The sequence below is a fragment of the Actinoplanes sp. NPDC051513 genome, assembly GCF_044454685.1.
Taxonomy (GTDB): domain Bacteria; phylum Actinomycetota; class Actinomycetes; order Mycobacteriales; family Micromonosporaceae; genus Actinoplanes.
This window is the reverse complement of the sequence record NZ_JBITDW010000007.1, coordinates 444,484-463,434: the sequence shown is the minus strand read 5'-3', so window position 1 is coordinate 463,434 and position 18,951 is coordinate 444,484. Positions and strand designations below refer to the sequence as shown.

Here is an 18,951-nt window from a genome sequence, read left to right as displayed (position 1 = left end):
GTCGGTTGTAGATCACTCCGTGGGCTCGATGGGCCCGCCCGGGACTGCGTCTTCCGAGGAAGACTCGGCAAGCTCCGCGGAAAGCTCGGCCGCCTCTGCGGAAGACTCGGCGGCCTCTGCGGACGGCTCGGCCGCCTCTGCGGACGGCTCGGCGGCTTCCACGGACGGCTCGGCGATCTCCAGCTCGACCGAGCGCGCCGCGGACGACGAAGCTCCGTCGGCCTCGACTGGCGCCGCCGTCTCCATGGCCGCCCCCGCCGCGGCCGCCGCCAGCACGGCGTCCCCGCGGTCACCCGCGGGAGCGTCCGGGTTGGCCGCGTGCTCCGGGTCGCCGTGCCGGCCGGCGATCTCGGCCACCCCGCCGAACAGCTTGGGCAGCGTCGACGACCACGCCTCGCGCAGCTCGGGCAGCGGAATCGAGAACTCGTCCCGAACCTCCAGCACCGGCTCGCGCGACGTCACGCCGATCGGGGCGCACGGCACGCCGTAGTCGGCGGCCAGCGCCACGAACGCCTTGTCGTGCCCGCGCGGCACCGCCACCAGGGCCCGGCTCGCCGACTCGCTGAACAGGTACACGAAGGACGTGGTCCCGTCGTCGGGCAGAGCGATCCGCGCGCCCACGTCGTACCGAAGGCAGCTCTCGACCAGCGCCTGGGCGAGACCGCCGTCGGAGAGGTCGTGCGCGGCCGTGACGTGGCCGGCCTGGGAGGCCCGCGACATCAGCGCGCCGAGCCGCTGCTCGTTCACGAGCTCGACCCTGGGCGGGCGGCCGCCGAGGTGGCCGTGGGTGACCCACGCCCACTCCGAGCCGGACAGCTCGGTGGCCGTCTCGCCGAGCAGGAACAGCTGGTCGCCGTCGCCCGGCGGGAAGCCCATCGGGATGCGGCGGGAAACGTCGTCGAAGACGCCGAGCACGCCGACCACCGGGGTCGGGTGGATCGCCGCGGCGCCGGTCTGGTTGTAGAAGCTGACGTTGCCGCCGGTGACCGGGGTGCCCAGCTGCTGGCAGCCGTCGGCGAGACCGCGCACGGCCTCGGCGAACTGCCACATCACGGCCGGGTCCTCGGGCGAGCCGAAGTTGAGGCAGTCGGTGACGGCGACCGGCTCGGCGCCGGTGACCGCGACGTTGCGGAACGCCTCGGCCAGCGCGAGCTTCGCCCCCTCGTACGGGTCGAGCCGCGCGAACCGCCCGTTGCCGTCCACCGACAGCGCCACGCCGAGGCCGGTGCTCTCGTCGATGCGCAGGACGCCGGAGTCTTCGGGCTGGGCCAGCACGGTGTTGCCGAGGACGTACCGGTCGTACTGCTCGGTGACCCACGTCTTGTCGCACAGGTTCGGCGAGGCGATCATCCGCAGCACGGTCTCGCGCAGCTCGTCGCCGGTGGTGGGCCGCGGCAGCGTCTCGGCCTTGTCGGCCTGAAGCAGTATGAGGTCGGCGGGCTCGCGGATCGGCCGGGCGTAGACCGGGCCGTCGTCGGCGAGCGAGCCGGGCGGCACGTCGACGACGACGTGGTCGTTCCAGCTGATCACCAGGCGGCCGGGCGACCCGTCGGCCTGGGCCGGGGTGACCTCGCCGATCGCGGTGGCCCAGACACCCCACTTCTCGGCGACGGCGAGCACCTGGGCGAGGTTTTCCGGCGTGATGATCAGGAGCATCCGCTCCTGCGACTCGCTGGCCAGGATCTCGGTGGGCGACATCGAGGCCTCGCGCAGCGGCACCCGCTCGAGCCACACCCGCATGCCGGTGCCGGCCGCGGCCGCGGTCTCGGTGAGCGCGCAGGTCAGGCCGGCGCCGCCGAGGTCCTGGATGCCGGCGACGAGGCCGGCGTCGTACAGCTCGAGGCAGCTCTCGATGAGCAGCTTCTCCATGAACGGGTCGCCGACCTGCACCGACGGGCGACGCTGCTCGGCCGCCTCGTCGAAGGTCGCGGACGCCAGCACGGAGACGCCGCCGATGCCGTCCCGGCCCGTACGCGCGCCCAGCAGCACCACGACGTTGCCGACGCCGGCCGCCTCCTTGTGCTGCAGGCGGGAGACGGGAAGCACGCCGATGCTCAGCGCGTTGACCAGCGGGTTGCCCTGGTAGGTCGGGTCGAAGACGATCTCGCCGCCGATGTTGGGCAGGCCCAGGCAGTTGCCGTAGCCGCCGATGCCGGCCACCACGCCGGGCAGCACCCGCGCGGTGTCGGGGTGGTCGGCCGCGCCGAAGCGCAGCGGGTCCATCACCGCGATCGGCCGGGCGCCCATGGCGAGGATGTCGCGCACGATGCCGCCGACGCCGGTGGCCGCACCCTGATAGGGCTCGACGAAGCTCGGGTGGTTGTGCGACTCGACCTTGAACGTGACCGCGAGGTCTTCGGAGATCTGCACGACGCCCGCGTTCTCGCCGATGCCGGCGAGCATCCGGGTGTTCTGCGGGGCCTTCTCGCCGAACTGGCGCAGGTGCACCTTGCTCGACTTGTACGAGCAGTGCTCGCTCCACATGATCGAGTACATCGCCAGCTCGGAGGCGGTGGGCCGCCGTCCGAGGATCTGCCGGATCCGGTCGTACTCGTCGTCCTTGAGGCCGAGCTCGGTGTGCGGCTGGATCTCTTCCGGCGTGCTGATCGCACGCTGAACGGTGTCCGGCCCGCCGTCGAACTCGCTGACGAGCACATCGGTCGCGGCGAAGCCGGTGGATTTTTCCGGCTGCGTCGTCATCTACTGTCCCCCTGGGTGCTGTCCGCCCGCGGCAGCCCCGGCCAGGGCGCGCAGGACGGAGGTGAAGAAGCCGAGGCCGTCCAGCGACGGGCCGGTCAGCGCCTCCACCGCGTGTTCCGGGTGCGGCATGATGCCGACGACGTTGCCGGCCTCATTGGTGATCGCGGCGATGTCGCGCTGCGAGCCGTTGGGGTTGCCCTGGATGTACCGGGCGACGACCCGCCCCTCGGCCTCGAGCGCGTCCAGCGTCCGCTCGTCGGCGACGTAGCAGCCCTCGCCGTTCTTCACCGGGATCAGGATCTCCTGGCCGGGCGTGTACGAGTTGGTCCAGGCGGTGTCGGTGGACTCGATGCGCAGGAGCTGGTCGCGGTTGCGGAAGTGCAGGTGCTGGTTGCGGGTGAGCGCACCGGGAAGAAGGTGCGCCTCGCAGAGGATCTGGAAGCCGTTGCAGATGCCCAGCACGGGCAGGCCGCCACGGGCCGCGTTGATGATCGTCTCCATCACCGGGGCGAAGCGGGCGATCGCGCCGCAGCGCAGGGCGTCGCCGTAGGAGAAGCCGCCGGGGAGGATCACGGCGTCGACGCCGTACAGATCGGGGTCGCCGTGCCAGAGGCGGATGGCCTCGGCGCCGGCGATGCGCGCGGCGCGGGCGGCGTCCCCGTCGTCGAGTGAGCCGGGGAAGGTGACCACACCGATGCGCATGGTCAGGCGACCTCCGCCGCAGCGCCATCCAGGTGGATGGAGAAGTCCTCGATCACGGGGTTGGCGAGCAGCTTGTCCGCGATTTCGCGGGCGCGCTCGAGATCTGGCTCCCCGGCGAACTCGATCTCGATCCGGCGCCCGATGCGGACGGAGGAGACATCGTTGACGCCGAGCCGGGGCAGTGCGTTCGCCACCGCCTGGCCCTGCGGGTCGAGGATCTCCGGCTTGAGCATGACGTCGACCACGACGCGAGCCACGGGCACTCCTGACTGATAGGTGTGAGCATCGGCAGCCTACCTTGTGAACCTTTGGGCGAGCCCATCGGCCGGTGTCGGCAGGGCGACGCAAGCCGCGCTGAGCAGGCAATCTCGAAGGTGATCTCGACCACCTGTTCGATACAAGCTTCAACCAAATCCTCGGCCATCACACGGTGATATGTGGGAACTGAGGTCTTGGCGAGATCATCCCGGACGCATACCGTCGTGACATCGATCTCCGGAAAGAGCCGGCGACGGTGCCCCCACCGTCGCCGGTCCGGCAAAGCATCGAGCTGGTTCCGCCGGGGTGTGGTGCGAGGGTCGAGCTCCGTCGCGCCCCGGCGGCATGTCTAGAGAATGGGCGCCGGCGAGTAATGGGCCGCGTCGGGGTGGCCCGCCACGATCGCCGCCACCCGGTCGGCCACCGCGCGCACCTGCGAGGGCGCCGCGCCCACGAACGCGGCGCGATCGGCGACGAGCGTGTCGACCTCGGGCCGCGAGAGCCGCAGCCGCTCGTCGCCCGCCAGCCGGTCGAAGAGGTCGTTGACCGCCGCGCCCTTCTCGCGCATCGCGAGCGCCACGCCCACCGCATGCTCCTTGATCACCTCGTGCGCCGTCTCGCGGCCGACGCCCTTGCGCACCGCCGCCACCAGGATCTTGGTAGTGGCCAGGAACGGCAGGAAGCGGTCGAGCTCCCGGGCGATCACCGCGGGGTAGGCGCCGAACTCGTCGAGCACGGTCAGGAACGTCTGGAACAGCCCGTCGGTCGCGAAGAACGCATCGGGCAGCGCCACCCGGCGCACCACCGAGCAGGAGACGTCGCCCTCGTTCCACTGGTCACCGCCCAGCTCGCCGACCATCGACAGGTAACCCCGGACGATTACGGCGAGCCCGTTGACCCGCTCCGACGAGCGCGTGTTCATCTTGTGCGGCATCGCCGACGAGCCCACCTGGCCCGGCTTGAACCCCTCGGTGACCAGTTCCTGCCCGACCATCAGCCGGATCGTGGTGGCCAGCGAGGACGGTCCGGCGGTGACCTGCACGAGCGCCGCGACCACGTCGAAGTCGAGCGAGCGCGGGTAGACCTGGCCGACGCTGCTGAGCACCCGGTTGAACCCGAGGTGCCCGGCAACCCGCCGCTCGAGCGTGCCGAGCGCGTCGAAGTCGCCGTCGAGCAGGTCGAGCTGGTCGGCCGCGGTGCCCACCGGCCCCTTGATGCCGCGCAGCGGGTACCGCCCGATCAGGTCGTCCAGCCGCTCGTACGCGATCAGAAGCTCTTCCGCCGCCGAGGCGAAGCGCTTGCCGAGCGTGGTGGCCTGCGCCGCCACGTTGTGCGACCGGCCGGTGATCACGAGGTCGGAATACTCCACCGCGCGCTCGGTGAGCCGGGCCAGTGTGCTGACCACGCGCTCGCGGATCAGCTCGAGCGACGCCCGGATCTGCAGCTGCTCGACGTTCTCGGTCAGGTCGCGCGAGGTCATGCCCTTGTGGATCTGCTCGAAGCCGGCGAGAGCGCTGAACTCCTCGATCCGCGCCTTCACGTCGTGGCGGGTGACCCGCTCGCGGGCCGCGATCGACGCGAGGTCGACGTTGTCGAGCACCGCTTCGTACGCCTCGACCGCGCCGTCCGGCACCGAGACGCCGAGATCGCGCTGGGCGCGCAGCACGGCCAGCCACAGCCGGCGCTCCATCCGGATCTTCTCCTCCGGGGACCAGAGGGCGGTGAGCTCGGCGGAGGCGTAGCGGGCGGCCAGCACGTTCGGGATCGTCACGCGACCGATTCTTCCACGGGCCTGGCGACCGGCTCGGGCAGCTTGTGCGGCAAGGTGCGCACGTCACGGCTGCTCAGCATGAACACGACTGAGGCGATCATGAGCAGGCCCGCGCCGACCAGCGTCGCCTCGCGGCCGGCCACCTGCGAGATCGGACCGACTGTCATCTCGCCGATGGGGATCGCCACGAACGACCCGACCATGTCGTACGAGTAGACCCGGGCCAGCTTGTCCGGCGGCACGTGCTCCTGCATCGTCGTCTCCCAGGCCACGCCGAACTGCTCCAGCGTCAGCCCGGCGAAAAGCGCGGTCAGCATCAGCGCCCACACGTGCGGATAGGCGCCGAGCAGAAAGACCGGAATCGCCAGCGGGAAGCAGCACGCCACGCCGAAGAACAACAATCGGCGCAGCCGCAACCGCATCGCGATCAGTCCTCCGACGATCATGCCGGCGGTCTGCGCGGCCAGCACGAATCCCCAGGCCCGCCGGCCGAAGGTGTCGTCCGCGACGACCGGCCCGAGCACGAACAGGCCGCCGCCCCACGCCATGTTCATCACGCAGAAGCCGGCCACCACCGTCCAGAGCCACCGCCGCGCCCGGAATTCCGACCACCCGATGCGCAGATCGGTGACGATGTTCGGCCTTTTACCGTCAACCCCATTTTCCGGTACGCCGAGAGCAGCCTCCTCCGCGGCCAGGACCGAGTCCGGGGCCGGTGTCGGCGTCGGCGTCGGCGTCGGCGTCGGCGTCGGCGTCGGCGTCGGAACAGTCGCCGCTTTCGGCACGCCGAGCGCGGCGAAACAGAACGCCGAGACGACGAACGTGACCGCGTCGACCACGATTCCCCACCCGGGCCCGACCGCCGCCACCACGACACCGGCGATCGGCGCCCCGAGAATCGCGGCCGCGTTCAGGGAGACCCGGCTGATCGCGTTCGCCTGCTGCCGGATCTCCTCCGGCACCACCTGCGGCAGGATCGACGCGCTCGCCGGCAGGGCCAGCGCCGCCACCATGCCGTTGATCGCGGCGAGAACGATGAGCAGCGGGATCGTCGCCGAATGGGTGAGCACCAGGGCGGCGACCACGGCCTGGGTGAGCCCGGCGGCCACGCTCGAGCCGACCATCAGCAGGTTCTTGGGCAGACGGTCGGCGAGCACCCCGCCGAAGAGCAGGAACGCGACGTTGACCACGGTGCGCGCGCCGACCACGAAGCCCAGGTCGGTGGCCGAGCCGGTGAGGTCGAGGACCGCGAAGGCGAGCGCGATCGGGGCGAACGCGTTGCCGAGCGCGTTGATCGTGCGGCCGGCCAGCAGAAGGCGGAACGGCCGCAGCCGCAGCGGCGCCGAGACGTTCATTCCCGCCCTCCCATTCCCAATTGGCCCATCTCGAACATCGCTGCCGTGGTGCTGGTGTGGATGGTTCCGGGCGTTCGCGGCGGCCGGGCCGCCTCGTGCAACTCGACGAGAGCCTTCCCGACCCGCTCCCGGATTTCCTGCCATTTATCGGGGTCGACCCACAGCTCGGCATCGGCGAGGAGCTTGGGCCCCGGCGGGAAGTGCGCCTCCCGCGTACGCCTGATCAGCTCGTGGGCGAAGGCCGAGAACTCGAGCCGGAGCTGCTCATCGGTCGGCGGCCCGCGCCGCGCCTGCTGCTGCTTGTCGTGGCCGACGTCGTAGCGATAACGCTTGGCAACGCCACCGCGAATCTTTTCCTCACCGTCGATCACGATCAGCCCGCCGGCAAGCAGGTTGCGCAGGTGGTAGCTGGCGTTGGCGTGGGTGAGACCGAGCTCGCGGGCGACCTCGGCCGCGGTCATCGGCGCCGCGGTGAGCAGGGACATCATCCGCAGCCGTACGGGATGGGCCATCGCACGCAGCGCGGCCTTCTCTTCCGCGCCGCGATCCACCCGGTCATCTCCCAAAGACATGTTGGGGAGTCTAAACACCCGCGTGCCGACTGTCCAACACTTATTTGGGAGTGGCACACTGCACGAAGAAGCGGCATTGTCGCTAAGGTTACTGACGAGTAGGTACAGCGTAGATACCGAAAGGTCCACCGATGACTGATTTCAACGCCGAGTCGCTCTCCTCGATCGGCCCGAAGGAGTTCGCTCAGCTCGTCAAGGCGACGCCGGATTCGAAGATCACCGAGGTCATGTCCGGCGACGCGCGCGGAAAGATCCTCGACGAGGTCTTCAACCGCATGCCGACGCTCTTCCGCGCCGAGAAGGCCGGCAACACCTCGGCCGTCATCCACTGGATCATCACCGGCGCCCCCGACGGCGGCAGCGACACCTACGAGACCGTCATCGAGAACGGCGCCTGCACGGTCACGAACGAGCCGGCCCGCGACCCGAAGCTCGCGATGACCATGGACGCGGTCACCTTCCTCAAGGTCGTCTCGGGCGACGGCAACCCGATGATGCTGTTCATGACCGGCAAGATCAAGGCAAAGGGCGACCTCGGCCTGGCCGCCAACGTGGCCAAGCTCTTCGACATCCCCAAGGCCTGACGCTGCTCGACCGAGGCTTCCGCGGGCCGGCCCCCGAGGGCCGGCCCGCCCCGATCCCCAGCGCCCCGATCCCCAGCGCCCCGATCCCCAGCGCCCCGATCCCCAGCGCTCTGACCCCCATCGCTCTGACCCCCAGCGCCCGGGACGCTCGCCGTGACCCGGGTTCCGAGGCCGGGCGCCGATTCGATCAGCAGCGTCCCGCCGAGCGCGGCCATTCTCTCCCGCATGCCCGGCACCCCGCTGCCGGTGCCCATCTCACCGGCCGCGAAGCCTCGCCCGTTGTCCGCCACCTCGAGGGTCACGGCCTCCCCGAACCGCAGCGTCACCCGTACCACGCCCGCGTCGGCGTGCCGGCGCGCGTTGGTCAGCGCCTCCTGCGCCACGCGATACAGCGCCTCCAGCCCGTCCGGCCCATGCCCGGCCTCGTTGCCGCTGAGCTCCAGCGAGATCCGGAAGCCGGCGTCGTCGAGCCCCTCCGCAAGCGCGGCGAGCGCGGCGGACAACAGGAACGAAGTCGATCGCAGGGCGCCGACGGACTCCCGTACCTCCTGAAGAGCGCGACCCGCCGCCCGGCGTGCGTCGCCGACGGCGCGGTCGGCCACCACCGGATCGCGCTCCCGGAAGGCCTCGGCCTTCGCCAGCTGCACGCTGATCACCGTGAGGTGGTGGCCGACGCTGTCGTGGATGTCGCGGGCCAGCCGGTTGCGCTCGGTGACCACGCTGAGCTCGGCCACCCGCCCGGCATAGTCGGCGAGCCGCTGCTGCGACGCGCTCAGCTCGCCCACCAGCCGCTCGGCCCGCAACCGGCTGCGCTGCTGCTGATCGGCGATCGCCGCGGTCACCACCGACAGCACCATCCCGATGAAGAACATCAGCAAGTCGGACACGATCTCCGGGTCGGACCACCAGGAGGGTGTGAACGATGCCCGCACCACCCCGGCCGTCAGATAGGCCCCGGCCAGCCCGATGCTCCACTGCCGGCCGAGCGAGAAATACGCGAAGAAGGGGACGAGCACGTAGAGCACCCGGCCGAAGCCGGCCTCGTCGGTGGCGGTGACGATCTCGAGGAGCACCATCCGCGCGATCAGCAACCCGATCGCCCACCGCCGATCGGCCGCGTGCCGGCGCGCCACTTGCTCGACCGCGAGCAGCGCGACGAGCGAGGTCACGAAGCCGGCCAGGGCGACGGCCGACCACGCCGGTGACAGGCCGGCGAGCGCGTAGTAGACGCCGGTGACCAGGACGGCCGAGTAGAACACGGAGGCCCCACCCCTGGCGGTCTACATGCTCGGCCTGACCGCCGCCGCCCTGCGCACGTCGGTCCCCGAGCCGGTGTATCTCGCCGGCTTGGCGATCGGCTCGGCGGCGGTCTTCTGGCTCTCCATCGCCCTCCTGCAAACGAGGGAGAGCGAGTTGGTCAGAGCGTGATCCGGCCCTCGACGGCGCCCAGCGCGATGTCCGTGCGGTACTGCGCGCCGTCCAGGCCGATGCCGTCCACCAGGGCGTATGCCGCGTCCCGGGCCGCGGCCAGGTCCTCGCCGACCGCCGTCGCGCTCAGCACGCGCCCGCCGGCCGAGATCAGGGCGCCGTCGTCGCGGCGGGCCGTGCCGGCGTGGATCACGCCGGGGGTCTCGGCGCCGGTGATGACGTCGCCGGTGCGCGGGGTGCCGGGGTAGTTCTGGCTGGCCACCACGACCGTCACGGCCGAGCCGTCGTGCCAGCGCAGCGGCGGATGATCGGCGAGCCTGCCGGTCGCCGCCGCCTGCAACAAGCCCGCCAGCGGCGTCGCGAGCAGCGCCAGCACCACCTGTGTCTCGGGGTCGCCGAAGCGCGCGTTGAACTCGATGACCTTGGGGCCGTCGGGGGTGAGCGCGAGTCCGACGTAGAGCAGCCCGGCGAACGGAATACCGCGAGAACGCATCTCGGCCAGCGTCGGCTCGACCGTCTCCCGCATCACCCGCGGCACCAGGTCGGCGGGCGTCCACGACAGCGGCGCGTACGCACCCATGCCGCCGGTGTTCGGCCCCGCATCGCCGTCGCCCAGCCGCTTGAAGTCCTGCGCCGGCATGAGCGGCACCGCCGCAACGCCGTCGGTGACCACGAAGAGCGACACCTCCGGGCCCGACAAATACTGTTCGATCACGACTTTTCCGCAGTCTGCGGCGTGCCGCCGTGCCTCGTCGAGCGAGGAGGTGACGACCACACCCTTACCGGCCGCGAGTCCATCGTTCTTCACCACATAAGGCGAGCCGAGTGCGGCCAATGCCTGGTCAACGGATTCCGGCGAGCTGCACGCGTACGAGGCAGCGGTCGGCACACCCGCCGCCGCCATGACGTCCTTCGCGAAGGCCTTCGACCCCTCCAGCTGCGCGGCCGCGGCGCTGGGCCCGAAGCAGGCGATCCCCTTGGCCCGCACCGCGTCGGCCACGCCCGCCACCAGCGGCGCCTCGGGACCGACCACCACGAGATCGGCCGCGAGCTCGACCGCGAGCGCGGCCACCGAGGCCGGATCGGTCGGGGTCACCTCGAACAGGGAGGCGACCTGGGCGATGCCCGGATTGCCGGGGGCGGCGGCGAGAAAGTCGACGGACGGGTCGGCGGCGAGGCCCACGGCGAGGGCGTGTTCCCGCCCGCCGGACCCGATCACAAGTACGCGCACGACCGCCGATCCTACCGGCGGCCTCCTTCCGCACGTCGCACCGCAGGTCGGTCGCGTAAACTTCGGCAGTACCCGGGCTCCGCCGAGTACGCGGCGTGCACAGGAGAAGAAGTGCCGGTAATCGTGTTGGTCGGCGCCCAGTGGGGCGACGAGGGCAAGGGCAAGGCGACCGATCTGCTGGGCGACCGGCTCGACTACGTCGTCAAGTTCAACGGCGGCAACAATGCCGGCCACACCGTGGTGATCAACGGCGAGAAGTATGCGCTGCACCTCCTCCCCAGCGGCATCCTCACCCCGGGCGTGACCCCGGTGATCGGCAACGGCGTGGTGGTCGACCTCGCGGTGCTGTTCCAGGAGATCGACGGTCTCGAGGCCCGCGGCATCGACACGTCGCGCCTGCGGATCAGCGCGAACGCGCACGTCATCCCGTCGTACAACCGCTCGCTCGACAAGGTCAGCGAGCGCTATCTGGGCGCGCGCCGCATCGGCACCACCGGTCGCGGCATCGGCCCCACGTACGCAGACAAGATGAACCGGATGGGCGTGCGCATCCAGGACCTCTTCGACGAGTCGATCCTGCGGCAAAAGGTCGAGGCCGCCCTGAGCTTCAAGAACCAGGTGCTGTCGAAGATCTACAACCGCCAGGCGGTCAAGCCCGAAGAGGTCGTGCGCGAGCTTCTCTCGTACGTCGATCGCCTGCGCCCCTATGTCGGCGACACCGCGCTCGAGCTGTCCGAGGCTCTTGACGCCGGCAAGGTCGTGCTCTGCGAGGCGGGCCAGGCCACGCTGCTCGATGTGGACCACGGCACGTACCCGTTCGTCACCAGTTCGAACGCGACCTCCGGCGGGGCCTGCACCGGCTCGGGCATCCCGCCGACCCGCATCGACCGGGTGGTCGCGGTACTCAAGGCGTTCACGAGCCGCGTCGGCGAGGGCCCGTTCCCGACCGAGCTGCACGACAAGTTCGGCGACTACCTGCGCGAGGTCGGCCACGAGTACGGCACGACGACCGGCCGCCCGCGCCGCATCGGCTGGCTCGACCTGGTGATCGGCCGCTACGCGCAACGGATCAACGGCGTCACCGACTTCGCGCTGACCAAGTTGGACAATTACGACGATCTCGACGAGATTCCGGTCTGCGTGGCCTACGACGTGAACGGCGTGCGCCACGACGAGATGCCGGTCAACCAGACCGACTTCCACCACGCGCTCCCGATCTACGAGACGCTCCCCGGCTGGAAGCAGGACATCTCCGGCTGCCGCAGCTTCGACGATCTCCCCAAGGACGCGCAGCGCTTCGTCGAGTTCGTCGAGCAGCGGCTCGGCGCGCGCATCTCGATCGTCGGCGTCGGCCCCGGCCGCGAGGCGGTCATCGAGCGTCACTCGGTGCTGGGCGACGCCTGATGTACGACGTCGTCATCCTGAGCCTGGCCGAGGGCGCGGGCCCGGCGGACGCCTGCGGCGGGGGCTGCGGCGGCTGCGGCACGGCCGAGAAAGAGGCGTGCGCCGCCCCGCGGGTGCCGGTCCTCCAGCTCGCCGAGCTGCTGAAGGAAAAGGGCGCCCGCGTCGAGACTGTCACCGCCACCTCCGACGAGGAGATCGACGCGGTTCTGTCGCGCTTCGACGGCGGTCCCCGCCCCGACGGCCTGACCTGGCCCGATGGCGACAGCAAGGCCCGGCTGGTGGTGGCGACGGCGGTCGACGGCCAGCTGCGCGCCGTCTTGCGACGGCTTGTCCGGCGGTACGCGCCGGCGCCCAGCAAACGCCCAGCCGATCTCCGGTCCGATCGCACGGTGCCGGATCTCCCCGCGGTCGCCGTCCTGCCGTTGGACGTGACAAACACCACCGACCTCGCCGGCCAGCTCGACCTTCCGCGCACCCCGGCCGGCGTGGCCGAGGCGGTCCTCTCCGGCAAGGTGCGCCGCCTCGACCTGCTGCGCAACGACGGCGGCTCGGTGACCGTGGACGGCGCGCTGCTGGGCGGCGCCGACGACGACGGTCGTGCGGTGCCGTGGCGCGGCAGAGTCGAGGTCGACGACATGGTCCTCTCCGACGGCGAAGACCCGATCCTGGCGTGCGCGATCGGTAACGGCGCCGGCTACGCGGAGTTCGGCGGCTTCCGCCTGCTGGCCGACGGCGACCCCACGGACGGTCGGGTCGAGGTGGCGGTCGCGATCCCTAAGATCGTCAAGCAGCGGTTCCGCGGCGCCAAGGTCCAGGTCGAGGTGCGCCGGGCCCGCGGACGGGCGGTCTCGGTCCTTCCGCGCGACGGTGAGCTGCAGTTTCTCGACGACGGCGTCGGAGGCTCGACGACCCGCAAGCGCTCCTGGTGGACCGAGGCCGGGGCCTGGGCGGTGTACGGGGGCTGACCGGCCGTGAGAGTCTGAAGTAGTACTGAAGTACGACAATTTCGGGGAGGACGCTTCCGTGACGGACGAGCACGCCGACCGCGTCTACGTCCCAGGGACGAACCCCACGCCACCCGACCGGGACGTGGAGCCGTTCTGGGAAGAGGAGGTGGAGGCACCTGTGCACGGCCGGCCGGTGCCGCATCAGGCGCCGCCCCCCGTTCCGCTGCCCGGCCCCCAGGGAGTGACCGGCCCCCAGGGAGTGACCGGCCCGCAGGGCGTCTACCGCCCCGACCGCCCGGTGCCCGTGCCGCCCCCGCCCGCGATCCCGGTCCCGCCGCCGGCCACCCACCCGTCGGCCACCCACCCGTCGGCCACCCAGATCCCGGCGCCGCGCCCACCGATGTCAACCCCGCCGATGTCGACCCCGCCGCCGCAGCAGCAGCCGCCCGCACCGCAGACGACCGGCGGGCCATGGCCCAACCTCGAGCAGCAGGCCGGCGCCGCGCCGCCCGCACGGTCGGCGCCCCGTGCCACCGCGCCGGTCTCCGCCGGGCCCGCCGCCACGCCGACCTCGGGCTCCGCCACGCCGACCTCAGGCTCAGCCAGGCCAGCCTCGGGCCCCACCGCCCCGACCTCAGGCTCCGCCGCGCCAGCCTCAGGCTCAGCCAGGCCTGCCTCAGGCTCCGCGGCACCGACCTCAGGCTCCGCGGCGCCGACCTCGGGCTCCGGCCTGCACGGCAGCCCCGATTCGCCCTGGTCACAGCCGCCGCAGCGACCCACCGCCGAGGCACCGACGGGCGAGACTTCACCAGCCCGCGCCACGGCCTCGGCCTCGGTGCCCGGCGTGGTCCGCCCCGAGCAGATGCCCCCGGTGTCGCACGCGCCGGGCCCGCACGCTCCGGCCCCGCAGGCACCGTCGTCCGACCCGTCCAATGGCGCGATCTACCGCCCGGCCGCCCCCACCCAGGGTGCTGACCAGGCGCCTCCGGCCCAGGCCGCCCCGCAGCAACAAAACCCAGCGCAACAGAACCCGGCGCAGCAATACCCACCGCCCGGCTGGGCGCAGCAAAACCCAGCACAGCAATACCCAGCACAGCAATACCCGCCACAGCACAACCCGGCGCAGCACAACCCGGCGCAGCCCAACCCGGCGAGCCCGCCCGGCCCGTACCCGCCGGCGATGGTCCCGCCGCAGGCCCACGCCCCCGCCCAGCCTCCACCGCCGCACGCCCACGCTCCCGCCCAGCCTGCCCCGCCGCAGCCGCCCATCCCCGGCCAGCCCTCGGCCGACCCGTTCGCCGACCTCCCGTGGGTCTCCGACGGCACCCCCACCGCCGAGGAGTTCGCGCGCCGCCGTCTGGCCAAGCCGGCCGAGCCGACCGCCACCATGGGCGCCCGCGCGATGCTCAACAAGACCGCGATGGGCCTGGTCCGGCTCGCCCCGGGCAAGCGCGAGCAGGAATACAAGCAGGACGTCGAGATGGTCCGCCGCAACTTCGGCGGCCTGCGCCAGGTCACGGTGGTCAACCCCAAGGGCGGCGCCGGCAAGACGGTGGCCGTCCTGCTGCTGGCGATGACGTTCGGCCAGAAGCGCGGCGGCTACGTGCTGGCCTGGGACAACAACGAAACCCAGGGCACGCTGGGCATGCGCGCCCAGCAGGACTTCCACGCCCGCACGGTTCGCGACATGATGCGCGACCTGCCGGTGTTCCGCGGCTCGCAGGGGCGGGTCGGCGACCTCTCCCAGTACGTCCGGGCCCAGGGCGAGGGCATGTTCGACGTGCTCGCCTCGGACGAGTCGGCGACGGCGGGCGAGATGCTGACGGCGCAGGCGTTCGGCGAGATCCGCGAGATCGTCAGCCGGTTCTACAAGCTGATCTTCGTGGACACCGGCAACAACGTGCGGGCGCAGAACTGGCAGGCGGCGACCGATGCCACCGACCAGCTGGTGATCAGCATGTCGGCGCGGAACGACTCGGCCGAGACCGCGGCCCGGATGCTCGACCATCTCGAGCAGAGCGGCCGGCAGCGGCTGGTGCGCCAGGCCGTCACGGTCGTCTCGCTACCGCCGACCCGCAAGGACATCGACCTTCCCGCGATCCAGCGGCACTTCGCGGCGCGGACCCGGGCGGTGCTGATGTCGCCGTACGAGAAGCTGATCGACTCCGGCGAGCCGATCCGCTACGGCCAGCTGTCGGCCAACACCAAGGACGCCTGGTTGAAGATCGCCGCCGCGGTGGCCGAAGGCCTCTGACCGCGGCGGCGACCCGGAGAAATAAGGGCTCAGGTCAGCGCGTCGGCCGCGGCCGGGTCGCTGTCGCGGAGGAACTGGGCGCAGCGGGCCGCCTCGTCGGCCTCGCCAATCTCGGCGGCGGCCTGCGACAGGCTGTGCAGGCAGCGCAGGAAGCCCTGGTTGGGCGCGTGCGACCAGGGCACCGGCCCGTGTCCCTTCCACCCGTTGCGGCGCAGGGCGTCCAGGCCGCGGTGGTATCCGGTGCGGGCGTAGGCGTAGGCGGTGACGGGCTCGCCGGCCGCGAGCGAGTCGGCGGCAAGAGCGGCCCAGCCGCCGCTGAATGCCGGGTGGGCGGCAGCAACCGCCTTGTAGGCCTCGGAGGTGCCGGTCTCGGCGGCCTTGGCCAGCGCGTTTTCGGCCTCGGCGTCGGCGGGCAGGAGCGTGGCCGGCGGCTCGGGAAGCAGATTCTGCATGACTTCATTCAACCGGCCGCATGGGGATGAATTCCCAGTGGGGCGACGTTTCGCACGGTGGCTACCCTACGTGTGTGCCCGGAGATCCACTGCACCCCGTTCTCGGCGGAGACATCCCGTTCGACGCCAGCCCGCTCGAGGTCGAGTCCCGCCCCGAGTTCGAATCGCACCTGGCCAAGCGATCGCTGGCCGGGCTGGTGATCCTCGGGCTGCGGCTCGACCTGGACCCGCCCGACTTCGCCGGGGTCGACGTGAAGGGCGCGCTGTTCGTCGGCTGCCGGCTGCCCGGCCCCGATGTCGAGATCGACCTGATCCGCCGGGGCGCGCACCTGGTGCCGCCGTTCGACGCGCGGCCCTACCCGACGCACCCGGCCACCCTCTACACGCCCGAGGACCTGTCGTTCGGCTTCGCCCAGGAGGGCTTCGCCGGGATGTACGACACGATGGTCTACCAGCACTTCATCGAGCACGGCGGCGCCGGCCCCGACATCCGGGAGGCGCTGGCCCAGCGGCTGCACGACGCCGGCATCGACAACGCGCTCGGCAAGGCCCTCGCCGCCTGGTCGGCCAACCACCAGGCCAAGGCCGCGGTCGGGATCATGGGCGGCCACGCGGCGCCCCGCGGCTCGGCGGCGTACCGGATGGCGGCGACGCTGGCCTGGCGGCTCGCCTCGGTGGGCCGCCTGATCGTCACCGGCGGCGGCCCCGGGGTGATGGAGGCGGCCAACCTCGGCGCGTACTTCGCGACCCGCCCCGCCACCCAGCTCGCGGCCGCGATCGACCAGCTGTCGGCGGCGCCGCATTTCGCCGACCACGATCCCTACACGGCCGCGGCGCTCGCGGTGCGGGCGGCCTATCCGGCCCCGCTGACCGCGGTGTCCGACGTGGTCGGCAAACTGCGGCACGGCGGCCTGGCGCTGCCCACCTGGCTGTACGGGCACGAGCCGGCCAACCTGTTCGCGGGCCAGATCGGCAAGTACTTCTCGAACGCCGTGCGCGAGGACTCGATCCTGCGCCTCTCGCGGGGCGGCATCGTCTTCGCTCCGGGCTGGGCCGGCACCGTCCAGGAGATCTTCCAGGCGGCGACCAAGACCTTCTACCAGACCGACGGCCCGTCGGGGGCGTTCGTCTTCCTCGGCGTCGACCATTGGCGGGAGCTTCCGGTCGAGGCCCTGCTACGCCCGCTGCTGGCCAAGTCCCCGCACGGCGACCAGTCCCATTTGGTCGTCGTCACGGATTCGTTGGACGTCGCGATGGCCGCCCTCTCCCGTTAGGCGATGTGCACGCGGCGCCAGTTCGTGGCGGGCAGGTCGGTCTCGGGGACGTCGGTGAGGCCGTTCTCGTCCATCGCGTTGTAGATGGCGAGCCGCGCGCCCTCGAAGAGGAACTCGATCGCGTGCAGGATCCGCGGCCGCCACTCCGCCATCGTGACCAGCTCGATCACGTTGACGGCCTTGAGGATCTTCCCGCGCGCGTGCCGCAGCGCCGCGTGCGGGTCGGGCCGCCAGTCGAAATGCTCGTACCAGTCGACCGGCTGGTTCAGATCGATCTGGTCCCAGGTGATCGCGCACTCGTCGAACTTACGGTGCGTCACCTCAACGTGCGTAATGCCGAAATCGAGGATCACCGGCCCGTCGGCGAACCAGCCGCGCTCGGCCATGTCCCACATGAGCCAGCCCGACCGCAGCTTCCGCCCGATGAGCCGCACAAACCTCGTGCGGTGAACGGCCGCGAGGGCTTCCGCGTCGTGGTGCCACGCGGGCTCATAGCCCTCGATGCCGAGCACGATCATGATCCTCCGGGGTTGGGGGGACGATCGTACACATACCTGTGAGTAACCTGCCAAGACGAAAGCGGCCGATCCCTTCTAACGGGGACCGGCCGTTCGCTGAGCGAAGGAAGCGATTACTTCGAGAGAGTGGTACCGGTCGAGCGGAGGTTCTCGCAGGCCTCGACGACCCGCTTGGCCAGGCCGTTCTCGGCGAGCTTGCCCCACGCGCGCGGGTCGTACGCCTTCTTGTTGCCGACCTCGCCGTCGATCTTCAGAACGCCGTCGTAGTTCTTGAACATGTGGTCGGCCACCGGACGGGTGAACGCGTACTGCGTGTCGGTGTCGATGTTCATCTTGACCACGCCGTAGTCCAGGGCGCCGTGGATCTCGGACAGCAGCGAGCCGGAACCGCCGTGGAAGACCAGGTCGAACGGCTTCTCCTTGCCGTACTTGGCGCCGACCGCATCCTGGATCTCCTTGAGGATCTCGGGACGCAGCTTGACGTTGCCCGGCTTGTAGACGCCGTGCACGTTGCCGAAGGTGAGGGCGGTCATGTACCGGCCCTTCTCGCCCAGGCCGAGCGCGGCGGCGGTGGCCAGGCCATCTTCGATGGTCGAGTACAGCTTGTCGTCGATCGCGGCAGAGACGCCATCTTCCTCGCCGCCGACCACGCCGACCTCGATCTCGAGGATGATGTGCGCGGCCGCGGCGTCCTTGAGCAGCTCGGCGGCGATCTGCAGGTTCTCGTCGACCGGCACGGCCGAGCCGTCCCACATGTGCGACTGGAACAGCGGCGCCTTGCCGTTGGCGACCCGCTCCTTGGAGATCGCGAGCAGCGGCCGGACGTACTTGTCCAGCTTGTCCTTGGGGCAGTGGTCGGTGTGCAGCGCGACGTTGATCGGGTAGTGCTTGGCCACCTCGTACGCGAACTCGGCGAGCGCGACCGCGCCGGTGACCATGTTCTTCACCGTGGGGCCGGAGGCGTACTCGGCGCCGCCCGTGCTGATCTGGATGATGCCGTCGCTGCCGGCCTCGGTGAAGCCCTGCAGGGCCGCGTTGAGGGTCTGCGAGGACGTCACGTTGATCGCCGGGTAGGCGAACGCGCCGGCCTTGGCGCGGTCGAGCATCTCGGCATAGACCTCGGGAGAAGCGATAGGCATCGGTGCGCTCCTAGCTCAATTTCGTGTGTGAGACAGAGGGCAGGACCGCGCTGTCCTCCACTGGGCAGTATTCCGCAGTCGCTCGGACGAGGGGAAACCGCCCCGAAACTTGGCCGGTTTGCGCGCATGCTGGAGGGGAAACGGCGAGGGGAACGCAGAGAGGAGCGCGAGATGACGTACCCGGACGACATCGACATGGAGACGCCGGAGGCGGACGCCGCCGAGCAGGCCACCACTGCGCGCCTCGAGGAGGACGACAGCGAGCCCACCACGACCCTGGACGACGAGATACCCGAGTGGGACGCGCAGGAGCAGCACCGCGTCGTGGATCTGGAGGACGATTACCGCTGACAAAATCGGTG

The 18,951-nt window shown here is 71.0% G+C and carries 18 protein-coding genes and 1 pseudogene; 7 read left to right on the top strand and 12 right to left on the bottom strand.

The features are described from left to right. Nucleotides 1–12 precede the first annotated feature (12 nt). The 6 genes from purL to ACIA5D_RS25135 all read right to left on the bottom strand — a co-directional run bounded on the left by purL (nt 13) and on the right by ACIA5D_RS25135 (nt 7,358). Entirely contained in the window at nt 13–2,700 is a 2,688-nt protein-coding gene (purL, locus tag ACIA5D_RS25160) for a phosphoribosylformylglycinamidine synthase subunit PurL (RefSeq protein WP_396032594.1), read from the bottom strand. Continuing rightward, a complete protein-coding gene (gene purQ, locus ACIA5D_RS25155; RefSeq protein WP_396032639.1) occupies nt 2,701–3,408 on the bottom strand; it encodes a phosphoribosylformylglycinamidine synthase subunit PurQ in 708 nt (235 codons plus the stop codon). After that, nucleotides 3,405–3,659 (bottom strand): phosphoribosylformylglycinamidine synthase subunit PurS, encoded by a 255-nt coding sequence (gene purS / locus ACIA5D_RS25150; RefSeq protein ID WP_396032593.1) that lies wholly within the window; start codon nt 3,657–3,659, stop codon nt 3,405–3,407. The genes purQ and purS overlap by 4 nt, the downstream gene beginning before the upstream one ends. A 350-nt stretch (nt 3,660–4,009) precedes the next feature. Further along, a complete protein-coding gene (gene purB, locus ACIA5D_RS25145) occupies nt 4,010–5,431 on the bottom strand; it encodes an adenylosuccinate lyase (protein ID WP_396032592.1) in 1,422 nt (473 codons plus the stop codon). Continuing rightward, nucleotides 5,428–6,786, bottom strand: coding sequence for an MFS transporter (locus ACIA5D_RS25140; protein WP_396032591.1), 1,359 nt, complete (start codon nt 6,784–6,786; stop codon nt 5,428–5,430). Before ACIA5D_RS25140 ends, purB begins: the two co-directional genes overlap by 4 nt. Continuing rightward, the gene (locus tag ACIA5D_RS25135; protein ID WP_396032590.1) at nt 6,783–7,358 is read right to left on the bottom strand and encodes an ArsR/SmtB family transcription factor; all 576 of its coding nucleotides are present in this window, start codon (nt 7,356–7,358) and stop codon (nt 6,783–6,785) included. The genes ACIA5D_RS25140 and ACIA5D_RS25135 overlap by 4 nt, the downstream gene beginning before the upstream one ends. Before the next feature lie 131 nt (nt 7,359–7,489). Between ACIA5D_RS25135 and ACIA5D_RS25130 the strand changes: the two genes are divergently transcribed. Beyond that, nucleotides 7,490–7,942: an SCP2 sterol-binding domain-containing protein gene (locus ACIA5D_RS25130; RefSeq protein WP_396032589.1), complete on the top strand. Its 453-nt coding sequence runs from the start codon at nt 7,490–7,492 to the stop codon at nt 7,940–7,942. Between the two features lie 152 nt (nt 7,943–8,094). Here ACIA5D_RS25130 and ACIA5D_RS25125 read toward each other — a convergent pair. Next, nucleotides 8,095–8,799, bottom strand: a pseudogene (locus ACIA5D_RS25125) (sensor histidine kinase); the annotation flags it as partial. A 427-nt stretch (nt 8,800–9,226) separates the two neighbouring features. Here ACIA5D_RS25125 and ACIA5D_RS25120 point away from each other — a divergent pair. After that, nucleotides 9,227–9,370: a hypothetical protein gene (locus ACIA5D_RS25120; RefSeq protein WP_396032588.1), complete on the top strand. Its 144-nt coding sequence runs from the start codon at nt 9,227–9,229 to the stop codon at nt 9,368–9,370. Here the strand turns inward: ACIA5D_RS25120 and purD are convergent. Continuing rightward, on the bottom strand, nt 9,360–10,601 hold the full coding sequence (purD, locus tag ACIA5D_RS25115) for a phosphoribosylamine--glycine ligase (RefSeq protein WP_396032587.1): 1,242 nt from the start codon (nt 10,599–10,601) through the stop codon (nt 9,360–9,362). The genes ACIA5D_RS25120 and purD overlap by 11 nt on opposite strands. 111 nt (nt 10,602–10,712) lie before the next feature. Here purD and ACIA5D_RS25110 point away from each other — a divergent pair, with 111 nt between their 5' ends. Both ACIA5D_RS25110 and ACIA5D_RS25105 read left to right on the top strand, forming a co-directional pair. Continuing rightward, on the top strand, nt 10,713–12,005 hold the full coding sequence (locus tag ACIA5D_RS25110; protein WP_396032586.1) for an adenylosuccinate synthase: 1,293 nt from the start codon (nt 10,713–10,715) through the stop codon (nt 12,003–12,005). Next, the gene (locus ACIA5D_RS25105; RefSeq protein WP_396032585.1) at nt 12,005–12,970 is read left to right on the top strand and encodes a hypothetical protein; all 966 of its coding nucleotides are present in this window, start codon (nt 12,005–12,007) and stop codon (nt 12,968–12,970) included. The genes ACIA5D_RS25110 and ACIA5D_RS25105 overlap by 1 nt, the downstream gene beginning before the upstream one ends. A gap of 261 nt (nt 12,971–13,231) precedes the next feature. On the opposite strand, the gene ACIA5D_RS25100 is transcribed toward ACIA5D_RS25105, so the two are convergent. Next, complete coding sequence (locus tag ACIA5D_RS25100) at nt 13,232–13,576, bottom strand: hypothetical protein (RefSeq protein ID WP_396032584.1); 345 nt, start codon at nt 13,574–13,576, stop codon at nt 13,232–13,234. Between the two features lie 220 nt (nt 13,577–13,796). On the opposite strand from ACIA5D_RS25100, the gene ACIA5D_RS25095 reads away from it, so the two are divergent. Further along, complete coding sequence (locus ACIA5D_RS25095; RefSeq protein WP_396032583.1) at nt 13,797–15,206, top strand: MinD/ParA family protein; 1,410 nt, start codon at nt 13,797–13,799, stop codon at nt 15,204–15,206. A gap of 29 nt (nt 15,207–15,235) precedes the next feature. On the opposite strand, the gene ACIA5D_RS25090 is transcribed toward ACIA5D_RS25095, so the two are convergent. Further along, the gene (locus ACIA5D_RS25090; protein WP_396032582.1) at nt 15,236–15,658 is read right to left on the bottom strand and encodes a DUF3151 domain-containing protein; all 423 of its coding nucleotides are present in this window, start codon (nt 15,656–15,658) and stop codon (nt 15,236–15,238) included. A gap of 74 nt (nt 15,659–15,732) precedes the next feature. Here ACIA5D_RS25090 and ACIA5D_RS25085 point away from each other — a divergent pair, with 74 nt between their 5' ends. After that, nucleotides 15,733–16,932 (top strand): LOG family protein, encoded by a 1,200-nt coding sequence (locus ACIA5D_RS25085; RefSeq protein WP_396032581.1) that lies wholly within the window; start codon nt 15,733–15,735, stop codon nt 16,930–16,932. Here ACIA5D_RS25085 and ACIA5D_RS25080 read toward each other — a convergent pair. Both ACIA5D_RS25080 and fbaA read right to left on the bottom strand, forming a co-directional pair. Beyond that, nucleotides 16,929–17,450 carry a hypothetical protein gene (locus tag ACIA5D_RS25080; protein ID WP_396032580.1) on the bottom strand — a complete coding sequence of 174 codons (522 nt, stop codon included), beginning with the start codon at nt 17,448–17,450 and terminating at the stop codon, nt 16,929–16,931. The two genes, ACIA5D_RS25085 and ACIA5D_RS25080, sit on opposite strands and share 4 nt — an antisense overlap. A 113-nt stretch (nt 17,451–17,563) precedes the next feature. Beyond that, on the bottom strand, nt 17,564–18,589 hold the full coding sequence (fbaA, locus tag ACIA5D_RS25075) for a class II fructose-bisphosphate aldolase (protein WP_396032579.1): 1,026 nt from the start codon (nt 18,587–18,589) through the stop codon (nt 17,564–17,566). A gap of 171 nt (nt 18,590–18,760) precedes the next feature. Here fbaA and ACIA5D_RS25070 point away from each other — a divergent pair, with 171 nt between their 5' ends. Next, a complete protein-coding gene (locus tag ACIA5D_RS25070) occupies nt 18,761–18,940 on the top strand; it encodes a hypothetical protein (RefSeq protein WP_396032578.1) in 180 nt (59 codons plus the stop codon). Nucleotides 18,941–18,951 lie beyond the last annotated feature (11 nt).